Here is a 9923-nt window from a genome sequence, read left to right as displayed (position 1 = left end):
GCGAGCCCCCCGCCTGCCCGGCGATCAGGGCGGCCCCCGCGCAGACGGTGTCGTCCGCCAGCACCACCTCCACGGGCACGGGCGAGACGGCCGCCTTGACCCGCATCCAGAGCGGGATCCGGACCTGGCCGCCGAAGACCGCCAGGCGTCCGGGCGCGGTGCCGGTCACGGCGGTGAGCTCGTCGAGGATCCAGCGGGCGTGCAGGCACGTGCCCTCGATGGCGGCGGCCAGCAGGTCGCCCGGGGCGTGCCCGGCGTCCAGCCCCGACAGCGCCAGCCGCCGGTCCCGGTCGGGCGCGGGTGCCACCCGGCCCCTCAGGTACGGCTCCACCACGATCCCCGTCGGCAGCCGCACCCCGGCGAGCAGCCCGGGCAGGCCCGCATACCCGCCCGCCCGCCGCCGGGGCGGCGAAGCGGCCTCCGGGTCATGGCCGACGGCACCCGGGCCGGGGATATCGGGACCGACGGCACCCGAGGCGGGGACGTCTGGGCGCGCGGTGTCCGCGGCGTCGCCGGGGGCCAGCAGGCCGAGGAGCCAGTCGAGCAGGGCGCCGCTCGTCGGCAGCGCTCCGACCAGCACCGTACGGGCCCCGTCCAGGGACGGGTCCGCCGTCATCCCCAGGGCCAGCCCGGTGCGCGGGTCCGGCCGCCTCGCCGCGGGCGCCATCACCGCCTCCGCCGTGCCGAGCGAGTCCGCCACGTCCCCCGGACGCCGTACGCCCGCCGCCCACGCCCCCACCGCGTGATCGTGACCGGCGATCACCACCGGCACGCCCGGCCGCACCCCGCGCACCGGTGCCGTCAGCGGGCCGACCGGCTCCACCGCCCCGGCCGTGGGAGGCAGCCGGTCGGCGCTCAGCCCGGCCAGCGCGAGCAGGTCATCGTCGTAGTCCCCGCGCGCCACGTCGTAGGCGAGGGTGCGGGCGGCCAGGGTGGCATGGGTGCGCAGCGACCCCGTCAGCGCGTACGCCACCGCGTCCGGCACGCTCGCCCACCACCGCATCGACGCGAGCACCTCGGGCGAGTGCGCCCGCAGCCACAACCATTTGGCCAGCGGCGCCTTGGCGTCCGCCCACCGCCCGGTCAGCGCGTACAGGGCCGCCGCGTCCCGCCCCAGCCCGGCGGCCTCGTCCGCGCCCCGGGGGTCGTTCCACCACAGCAGCGGGGTGAGCGGCCGGCCGGACACGTCGAGCGGCACGCCGGTCTCGGCCATGCCCGCGATCCCGATCGCCTCCGGCCCGCGCCCGGCGCGGCCGGCGCACTCGCCGAGCGCGTCCGTCACGGCGGCCACCAGGCTCGGCAGGTCGCGCGGCGTCGCGCGGCGGACGGCGGCGACGCAGGAGCCCCGCTCGTCGAACAGGCCCACCTTGACGTGGGTGGTCCCCACATCGATCCCCGCCAGCAGCCGCATCATGTTGTCACTATAAATCCAAAAGATGGCGTAAAAGTGCCAACTTTTGGAGCATCATGGTCATATGAGCAGCGACTCCGAGGCCGCCACCCTCCGCTACACCTCCGCCCCGACCCGCCGGGAGGCGATCCTGCGCCGGATCGAGCAGCACGGGTACGTCGCCGCCACCGACCTGGTCACCGAGCTGGGCGTCTCCCCCAACACCGTCCGCCGCGACCTGCGCAGGCTGGCCGGCGACGGCCTGATCCGGGCGGTGCGCGGCGGCGCCACGGCGGCGGAGGCGGCCGCCCCGCCGTTCGCCGACCGTTCGGAGCAGGCGGCCGGGGCCAAGCGCGCGATCGCCGCCGCCGCTGTGCGGCACGTCGAGCCGGGTACGGCCGTGGCGCTCGACTCGGGCACCACCACGCTGGAGATCGCCAAGCTGCTGCCCGCCGACGCCGGCCTCACGGTGATCACCCACTCGCTGCCCGCCATCGCCGCCCTGGCCCCCAGGGCGGACGTCACGCTCATCGGCGTCGGCGGCCAGTACGGCAGGGAGACCCGCTCCTTCGGCGGCCCGGAGACCCTCGCGGCGCTGGAGCACCTGAGCGTGCGCACCCTGTTCCTGGCCGCCACCGCGCTGGACGGCTCGGGCGTGTACGGCGCGACGCCGTACGAGGCCGAGACCAAGCGCCGCCTCATCGCCATCGCCCGCAGGACGGTCGTCGTGGGCGACGCGCGCAAGTTCGCCCTGAGCGCCCCGATCCGGGTGTGCGGCTGGGACGCGGTCGAGTGCCTCGTGACCGATGCCGTTCCGGCCGGGTTCGCCGGGGCGCGGGTGGAGATCGCGTCATAGGCGATCCCGGACACGGGACGACGGAAATCCCTTTTCCCGAATGGCATTGAATTCGGGAACGCCCCGCCATTTCGCCATGCCGGGAAATCGGTCCGAAACAATCTCTTGACAAACCTCACAGGAGCCCAATACTCTCCCACTAAAATTATATCGATTTAATCAGCGGAGCTCGTGACCATGAGACCCCCCAGCAGCATCCGCCGCGCTCTCGCCACCGGCCTGGCCGCCCTGCTCTGCGCGCCGCTGACCGCGTTACCCGCGGCCGCGGACGCCTCGCGCGGCCACGGCTCCGGCCCGCGGCTCGAACACCTTGACCGCGGCCTGGTAGCGGCCTCGACCAGCGAAGGCGTCTTCCTGAGCTGGCGACTGCTCGGCGACGAGGTGTCCGGGCACGGCGCCTCGGGCATGACGGGCACCGACTTCCGCGTCTACCGCGACGGCCGCCCCATCGCCACGGTGACCGACAGCACCAACTACCGCGACGCCGCGGGAACGGCGGGGTCCGCGTATCGCGTGGCCCCGATCGTGCGGGGTCGCGAGGGCCGGCGCAGCTCCGTGGCCACGCCTTGGCTTAAAACGTTTTACGATCTACCATTGAAGAAGCCGGCCGACGGCGTGACCCCGGCGGGCGAGGCGTACACCTACTCGGCCAACGACCTGAGCGTGGGCGACGTGGACGGCGACGGCCAGTACGAGTACGTGGTCAAGTGGGACCCGTCCAACTCCAAGGACGTCTCCCAGCGCGGCTACACCGGCAACACGTACGTGGACACGTACGAGCTCAACGGCACTTTGCGCTGGCGGCTGGACCTGGGCGTGAACATCCGCTCCGGCGCCCACTACACCCAGTTCCTGGTCTACGACTTCGACGGCGACGGCCGCTCGGAGATGATGCTCAAGACCGCCCCGGGCACGAAGATCCTGCGTTATGGGGCCGATGGCGAGGTCGTGTCAGAGCGCTATATCACGATGCCGCGCGCGGACCTCGAAGCCGGATACTCCAACACCGACGACTATCGAAAGAGTGCAGCAGACTTTTTCGACCACGTTGCTGACATGTTCGCGAAATGGCACGAGCACCCGGAGGTCGTCGCCGGCCGCTGGCCCGCGACCCTGGAAGCGGCCTTCGGCATCGAGAAGAAGTACACGTACCCGCTGTCCCGCGCGGACGCGACGGAGCTGGCCACGTACTTCGTCGACGTCTACGCCCCCGCCCGCAGCGGGAACAACCGCCTGCGGGAGTTCGCCGGGTACATCCTGACCGGCCCCGAATACCTGTCGGTCCTGGAGGGCGCCACCGGCCGCGAGCTGCAGACCATCCACTACAAGCCCGGACGCGGCGACGACGGGCTGCTGTGGGGCGACTACGCGATGGCCCGGATCGAGCCGGGCAACCGGGTGGACCGCTTCCTGTCCTCGGTCGCCTACCTGGACGGCAAGCGCCCCTCGGCCGTGTTCGCCCGCGGCTACTACACGCGCACCACGCTCGTGGCCTACGACTGGAACGGCCGACGGCTCAAGGAGCGCTGGTACGTCGACAGCGGCCACGCCCCGATGGCCAACCCGTTCAACGCCTCCCCGCACGGCGTACCGGGCAGCAACCCGGAATATGCCGACCTGACCACGCAGGGCTTCCACTCGATGAGCGTGGCCGACGTGGACGACGACGGCAGGCAGGAGATCGTGTACGGCGCCGCGACCATCGACGACGACGGCGACCTGCTCTACTCCTCCTTCGCGGTGGCCCCGCCGCAGAGCAACGTCCCGGGCCAGAACGTCCGGCTCGGCCACGGCGACGCCATGCACGTCGGCGACTTCGACCCCGACCGCCCCGGCCTGGAGATCTGGACGGTGCACGAGGGCGGCTCCTGGGCCCCGTACGGCTGGGCGCTGCGCGAGGCGGCCACCGGCAAGGTGATCCACGGCGGCTACAGCGGCGTGGACACCGGCCGCGGCATGGTCGGCGACATCGACCCGTCGATCCGGGGCGTGGAGACGTGGTCGTCGATGCCGCCCAACCAGGCGATCGAGGCGGGCCTGTGGTCGGCGCGCGGCGAGTATCTGGGCCGGAACGCGCCCGGCACCAACATGAGCATCCGCTGGGCCGCCGACATGACCACCCAGCTGGTCAACGGCACCGCCACCACCGTCCTGCAGACGCCCACCATCGACGACCACAGGCGCGGCCGGCTGCTGAGCGCCGAGGGCACGCTGACCAACAACTGGACGAAGGGCAACCCCGGCCTGGTGGCCGACGTCTTCGGCGACTGGCGCGAGGAGCTGCTGGTCCGCACGGCCGACAGCACCGCGGTCCGGATGTACCTCAGCACCGAGGTGACCGACCGGAAGCTGTACACGCTGATGCACGACCCGCAGTACCGCGTGGACGTGGCCAGGCAGCAGACGGGCTACAACCAGCCGGCGTACCCGAGCTTCCACCTCGGCTCGGACATCGACTGGTCGAAGGTGCCCGTACCGAACGTCAGGTAGAGGCACGCGAAAAGGGCGCCCCCGCTGCGGGGCGCCCTTTTTCACGATGTCCGGTCTCAGCCGGTCGGGTTCTTGACCGACACCGACTGGATCACCGGGCGGGTGTCCTTCTCGGACCAGGCACCGGTGGAGAAGGCGACCGGGAAGCTCTTCTTGCCGACCCCGTCGCCCCACTTGGTGACGACGTAGTCGATCTTGATGTGGCCCTCGCCACCGACACCGTCCACGCCCAGGGTCTCCGGGTTGAACCTGCCGCCGGTGAGCTCGGCGAAGGTCTTGGCGTCGAGGTCCAGCATGACACCACGGCTGGAGGGGTCGCCGGGACCGCGGTCACCCACGAAGAACGGCATCTTCTTGCCCTTGTAGACGACGTAGCCCTCGGTCATGAGGGGCCAGCTGGGGCTGGCGACCAGGCCCTTCTGCATGGGCTTGCCCGCGGCCGGGAGGCCGGTGTCACCGGCGCGGCCGGAGGCGTCGTCCCAGAAGTAGGACGCGGTGGTCGAGCCCTTGAGCACGCCCCTCTGCTCGGTGTCGCCGGAGTCGGCGTGCGCCGCGGTCGAGCCGATGGTCAGGGCCGTCACAGCGGAGGCGGTGAGCAGGGCGAAGGAACGCAGGCGAGCAGACATGAAAGAATTCAGGTCCTTTGTTAGGGGACGGGATCTTTGCGCTCGCTTGAGCGAACGTAGCCGGGCATCACGCCACACAGACGCTACGTGGGAGCGCGGGAGAATCCGGAGAATCGCGGATCCGTTGTCCGGGAGGCCCTGCTTCCAAGAGGTCAGGGGCAGGCCACTCGCCGGCAACAGTCACTAACTTACCTAGCAAACCGGACAAAGGCAAACGAAACCCCATGAATCCGGCAAAGATCTACCCTGGGGGTAAAGCCCGACCGCACAACGCGCCAACGCGGGCGGTGTGATGATCCGGCCCCGGCGCAGGGCACATGGAGTGCATGGCGTCCATGAGTCACGACCGGTTGCTGTCCGCACTGGCCTGCTGGGGCCTGCCCGTGGCGGGTGCCGAGCCGCTGCCCGGCGGCTGGAACTCCACCACCTGGCTCGTCCGCTCCCCCACCGGCGAGAGGTACGTCGCCAAGCTCGCCGACCCGGAGTCGGCCGGCCCCTTCGTCAGCGGGCTGCGGGTGGCCGCCCGCGCCCAGAGCCGCGGCCTGGTCAGCGGCCCCCCCGTCGCCCTGCCCGACGGCCGGACGGCGGCCGAGCTGGACGAGGGGGTGCTGGCGCTGCTGGAACACGTCCCCGGCACGATACCCGATCCCGCCTCCCGCCAGGACCTGCGCCGGATGGGCGTCCTGCTGGCCAGGGCGCACCGCGCCCTCGGCAACGACACCGAGGACATCGGCGAGCCGCTCAGATGGCCCTGGGCGTGGGCCGGTGACGGCCTGCGGGACCTCGCCATGCCGCCGCACGTGCGGCAGGCGGCGGCACGGGTGCTGGACGAGGCGCGCGAGGCGGCGCCGCTGCTGCGCATCGGGGTGGTCCACGGCGACCCGGGCCTCGACAGCTTCCGCCTGAGCGAGCACTCCCCCGCCCAGGACGGCCTGGTCGACTGGGGCGCGATCCTCCAGGCGCCCCTCCTGTACGACCTGGCCTGCGTGGCCGTGCTGACCCGCGACACGCCGCAGGCGCTGCGCCACGTCCTGGACGGCTACCGCATGGTGGACCCGGCCATCGCCCGCGACCTCGACCATCTCGACCTGTTCGTACGGGTGCGGTGGATGGCCCATGCCATCTACTTCGCCGACCGCATCGAGCGCGGCGTGCTCAGGGGCGTCAGCGGGCCGGCGGGCAACGAGGAGGGACTGGCGGAGGCGTACGCGGGCTTGCGCGCCTAGTGCCGCATCATCTTGGGTTTGCCCCGTTTCGTGGGGACACGCCGATCAAGGTCCCACCGCGGTGGGCGTTATCGCCTCAGACTCTGTTCGTGGCGGAGCGGGTTCGCGTACGCGAGATCGATGACGACGAGGGAAACCGACTGCTGCGCATCGTAAGGCGTGGCACTGGCTCGGTGGTGACCTGGCGGCGAGCGCAGATGGTGCTGCTGTCGGCCTAGGGCATGACCACCATGCAGATCGCCAAAGTGGCCTTCACCAGCGAAGACCGGGTCCGTGATGTGATCCACAACTTCAACGCCGATGGATTCGACTCGCTCTACCCCAAGTACAAGGGCGGCCGGAAGCCGGTGTTCACGCTCCCGCAGCGCGTGGAGATCAAGAAGATCGCCAAGTCTCGTCCTGCCGAGCACGGGTTGCCGTTCTCCCGATGGAGCCTTGCCAAGCTGGCCGATTTCCTGGTCGCAGAGGGGGTGGTCGAGGACATCAGCCATGAGGGCCTGCGCGAGCTTCTACGTGCGGAAAATGTCTCGTTTCAAGCCATAAAGGAGGATGTCCCGACATTCGTGGAACTTGATTGGCGGTCCCGCGATTAGGCGACGTTCTCGTTGTAGCAGTTCGAGGTCGATTTCTGGGCAGCGACGTGCCGGTCGAGCGCGGTGCGGAGTTTGGGCAGGTGCAGGAAGCCGTTGACGCGGCGGAACTGCTTGGTGGCCTCGGCCATGCCGGCCGCGCACCAGCGCAGCGCCATCATGCCGTCTTTCCAGTTCTTGACGTTGGCGGCATGGTCACGGCAGATCGAGATCATCGACTCGATGGGATTGGTCGAGCGCAGCGAGCGGGCCAGGGTCGGCGGCACGTCCAGCCGCAGGACGGTCAGCGTCTCGTCCATCCCCTCCCGCAATGAGGCGGCCGCACCGGGGTACTTCTTGTCCAGCTCGGCGGCCAAGGCGGCGAGCTTGGCCTCGGCGACGAGCGGAGTGTCGGCGTGGTAGGCCTCGCGCATGCGCCTTTCAGCCACCGGGCGCAGTTTCTCAGGGAGCTTGTCTCGGACATTTCTGATCTTGTGGAGCTGACAGCGCTGAATCACCGGGTGGTCGAACACATCCAGCACCGCGCGGCGCAGCGCCTTGGAGCCGTCCAGCACGACCAGGATGGGGCGCGTGACGTTCAGGCCGCGCTCACGCAGGCCGACGATCAGCTCACGGGCCAGCGTGGCGTTCTCGGTCGAGCCCTCGACCAGTGCGAGGGGGTGTTTGGTGCCGTCGATGCCGATCCCGAGCGCCACGATGCAGGTGTGCTCGCCGAAGTGCACCCCGTCCAGCATCAGCGCGGCCAATTCCAGATGTGACAGGTCAGCCGACATCATCTCGGCCAGGGCGCGCTCGGTGGCGGCGACGAATCGCCGGGAGATCGCCGACTTGGAGGTCCCGGTGGAGGCCTGCTCGACGGTGGCGCCGACCGGTTCCAGGCCAAGCCGGTAGCGGCGGGTGGACAGCTTGCCGAGCATCTTGCCCAGCGCCATCTCATCAAGGATCTCGGCAGAGGAGAACAGCTCATATGCCGGGATGGCGACCTCGCCGGTGCCGTCGGCGGTGCGGACTCGTGGGCGGCGGATCGGCAGTCGGCGCCCGCCCAGCACCACCGATCCGGCATCGGTGCCGTGGCGGACCGCCGTGCGGTCGGGGTTGTGCTTGCCTCGTGGACCGCACAGGCCGGTGACATCTTCTTCCAGCAGCGCGAACATCACTGCCAGGCCGGACTGCACGGCCAGCGCGAGTAGGCCGTCCTTCATCGAGGCGGCGATCTCCTCCATCGCCACACTCACGCTCGTCGGCACGGCCACCTCTTCGGCGACTTGCCGGGCGCGTCGGCGGTTGTTCTGGTAGGTCTTGCTCACGGTCCCCGTCTCCTTACTCGGAGTGATTTGGCGATTGCTCGAGACCTACCACCAGGTAGGCCCCGAGACGGGGACCGCCACTTTCAAGTTCTACGAGCTACGGGACAACCTCCCATAAAGACCTGGAAGGGCTCCCGCGATCCGGACTATGCGACCAAGAAGGCCCGCATCGAGCACCTGTACGCGATCGCCGACGGCCAGGTCGTCCCCGAACCCGGCGAACCCACGGTGATCTTCTGCATGGACGAGTTCGGGCCGCTCAACCTGCAGCCCCGCCCCGGCCGCCAGGTGGACCGACGTCGGCGGCAAGGGCAAGGATCCCGATCGCGAACCTCGGCCCAGGATGCGCGCCACCTACACCCGCACCCAAGGGGTACGGCACCTGTTCGCTGCGTTAGACCTGGGCAAGGACAAGATGTACGGGCACATCAAGAAGCGCAAGCGGCGTGGCGAGTTCCTGGAGTTCTGCCGCTACCTGCGCAGCCTCTACCCGCCCGAGGTGCGGATCGCGATCATCTGTGACAACTTCAGTCCGCACCTGACGACTAAGAAGGACAAGCGGGTCGGCGAGTGGGCCGAGGCGAACAACGTCGAGATCGCCTACACACCCACCAACTCCTCGTGGTTGAACCGCATCGAGGCGCAGTTCACCGCATTGCGCGAGTTCACCCTCAACGGCACCGACCACACCGGCCACCGCCAGCAGGGCAGCATGATTCGCCGCTACATCGCCTGGCGAAACCGCAACACCGACAATCCTCGCCTACGCAGGATCGTCAAGAGGGCGAACGTTGCCTGACGTGGCACTAGATGTACGCGCGTACCGCCAAGCCGTGGCAGCCGGAAGCAGGGCGCCATGCGGCCACGGACGTCTCGACCTCGCCAAACGTCGAAGAGCCGCTCTGAGACGACGTCGAAGGTGGCCACTTGAGGTTGGGCCCGCAGATGGAGCAGCCTGTGCGCGCGCTGACGTTCAACCCGAGGCCGTACACCAGCCCCTCTCTCTGAGCCTTGTACAGGCTGTCCATGTGCAACCCGAGGTCGGCCAGCATCGCCTGGTCCTCACTGCGCAGGAGAGAGAGCCGTTGCCGGAGCCGGCCGTGCGGTGAGGCCGGATCACAGTCGGGAAGCGTGCGTCCGCTCAGGTCTCTGCGGGCAAGCTGCCGGGCCCGCCTCGGAGACGGGGGCGAGAAGCCGACCGGCACGGTGGCCTCTTGATCGGCAGGCGTACCGCGGATGGCTTCCTCTTTGCCGGCCTTGCCTGGCCGCTCTTGGAAGGACGTCAGATGGGAGGCCAGCCGGCACGCGTGCAACCCGAGTTTCGCAGTTAGTGGGCAGACGAGAGCGCTGAATTGGGTGTTTGACCTGGGACAACGGGCGTGGGAGAGCCTGCGAGTCGTGTGTCCACGCCTGTGTGCTGGGTTCTTGCTGGTCGGAG

General features: G+C 69.8%; 8 protein-coding genes. 5 read left to right on the top strand and 3 right to left on the bottom strand.

Going from position 1 to position 9923, the window contains the following annotated elements; genetic code table 11:
- Positions 1-1414: FGGY-family carbohydrate kinase (locus ACTWPW_RS61210; RefSeq protein ID WP_443174579.1), on the bottom strand; the 1414-nt coding region annotated here is incomplete at its 3' end.
- Positions 1415-1475: 61 nt separating this feature from the next.
- Here ACTWPW_RS61210 and ACTWPW_RS61205 point away from each other — a divergent pair.
- Together ACTWPW_RS61205 and ACTWPW_RS61200 are read left to right on the top strand one after the other, a co-directional pair.
- On the top strand, positions 1476-2246 hold the full coding sequence (locus ACTWPW_RS61205) for a DeoR/GlpR family DNA-binding transcription regulator (protein WP_443174578.1): 771 nt from the start codon (positions 1476-1478) through the stop codon (positions 2244-2246).
- Positions 2247-2423: 177 nt separating this feature from the next.
- Complete coding sequence (locus tag ACTWPW_RS61200; RefSeq protein ID WP_443174577.1) at positions 2424-4736, top strand: rhamnogalacturonan lyase; 2313 nt, start codon at positions 2424-2426, stop codon at positions 4734-4736.
- A 56-nt stretch (positions 4737-4792) separates the two neighbouring features.
- Here ACTWPW_RS61200 and ACTWPW_RS61195 read toward each other — a convergent pair whose 3' ends face one another.
- On the bottom strand, positions 4793-5362 hold the full coding sequence (locus tag ACTWPW_RS61195) for a hypothetical protein (RefSeq protein WP_375111995.1): 570 nt from the start codon (positions 5360-5362) through the stop codon (positions 4793-4795).
- A 326-nt stretch (positions 5363-5688) separates the two neighbouring features.
- Here ACTWPW_RS61195 and ACTWPW_RS61190 point away from each other — a divergent pair, with 326 nt between their 5' ends.
- Together ACTWPW_RS61190 and ACTWPW_RS61185 are read left to right on the top strand one after the other, a co-directional pair.
- Positions 5689-6588: a phosphotransferase enzyme family protein gene (locus ACTWPW_RS61190; protein ID WP_443174576.1), complete on the top strand. Its 900-nt coding sequence runs from the start codon at positions 5689-5691 to the stop codon at positions 6586-6588.
- A gap of 221 nt (positions 6589-6809) precedes the next feature.
- Positions 6810-7181 (top strand): helix-turn-helix domain-containing protein, encoded by a 372-nt coding sequence (locus tag ACTWPW_RS61185; RefSeq protein WP_443174575.1) that lies wholly within the window; start codon positions 6810-6812, stop codon positions 7179-7181.
- Here ACTWPW_RS61185 and ACTWPW_RS61180 read toward each other — a convergent pair.
- The gene (locus ACTWPW_RS61180) at positions 7178-8485 is read right to left on the bottom strand and encodes an IS256 family transposase (protein ID WP_443174574.1); all 1308 of its coding nucleotides are present in this window, start codon (positions 8483-8485) and stop codon (positions 7178-7180) included. The two genes, ACTWPW_RS61185 and ACTWPW_RS61180, sit on opposite strands and share 4 nt — an antisense overlap.
- A 343-nt stretch (positions 8486-8828) precedes the next feature.
- Between ACTWPW_RS61180 and ACTWPW_RS61175 the strand changes: the two genes are divergently transcribed.
- Positions 8829-9284: a transposase gene (locus ACTWPW_RS61175; protein ID WP_443174573.1), complete on the top strand. Its 456-nt coding sequence runs from the start codon at positions 8829-8831 to the stop codon at positions 9282-9284.
- The last annotated feature ends 639 nt before the right edge of the window (positions 9285-9923 follow it).

The organism is Nonomuraea sp. KM90, from assembly GCF_052246675.1.
Classification (GTDB): domain Bacteria; phylum Actinomycetota; class Actinomycetes; order Streptosporangiales; family Streptosporangiaceae; genus Nonomuraea.
The sequence above is the reverse complement of the archived record's forward strand: the minus strand, read 5'-3'. Positions and strand labels throughout refer to the sequence as shown.

Bases quoted from the DNA above. Each gene is read 5' to 3' on its own strand.
- ACTWPW_RS61205 (WP_443174578.1), top strand. From the start codon at position 1,476: ATGAGCAGCGACTCCGAGGCCGCCACCCTCCGCTACACCTCCGCCCCG.
- ACTWPW_RS61200 (WP_443174577.1), top strand. From the start codon at position 2,424: ATGAGACCCCCCAGCAGCATCCGCCGCGCTCTCGCCACCGGCCTGGCC.
- ACTWPW_RS61195 (WP_375111995.1), bottom strand. From the start codon at position 5,362: ATGTCTGCTCGCCTGCGTTCCTTCGCCCTGCTCACCGCCTCCGCTGTG.
- ACTWPW_RS61190 (WP_443174576.1), top strand. From the start codon at position 5,689: ATGGCGTCCATGAGTCACGACCGGTTGCTGTCCGCACTGGCCTGCTGG.
- ACTWPW_RS61185 (WP_443174575.1), top strand. From the start codon at position 6,810: ATGACCACCATGCAGATCGCCAAAGTGGCCTTCACCAGCGAAGACCGG.
- ACTWPW_RS61175 (WP_443174573.1), top strand. From the start codon at position 8,829: ATGCGCGCCACCTACACCCGCACCCAAGGGGTACGGCACCTGTTCGCT.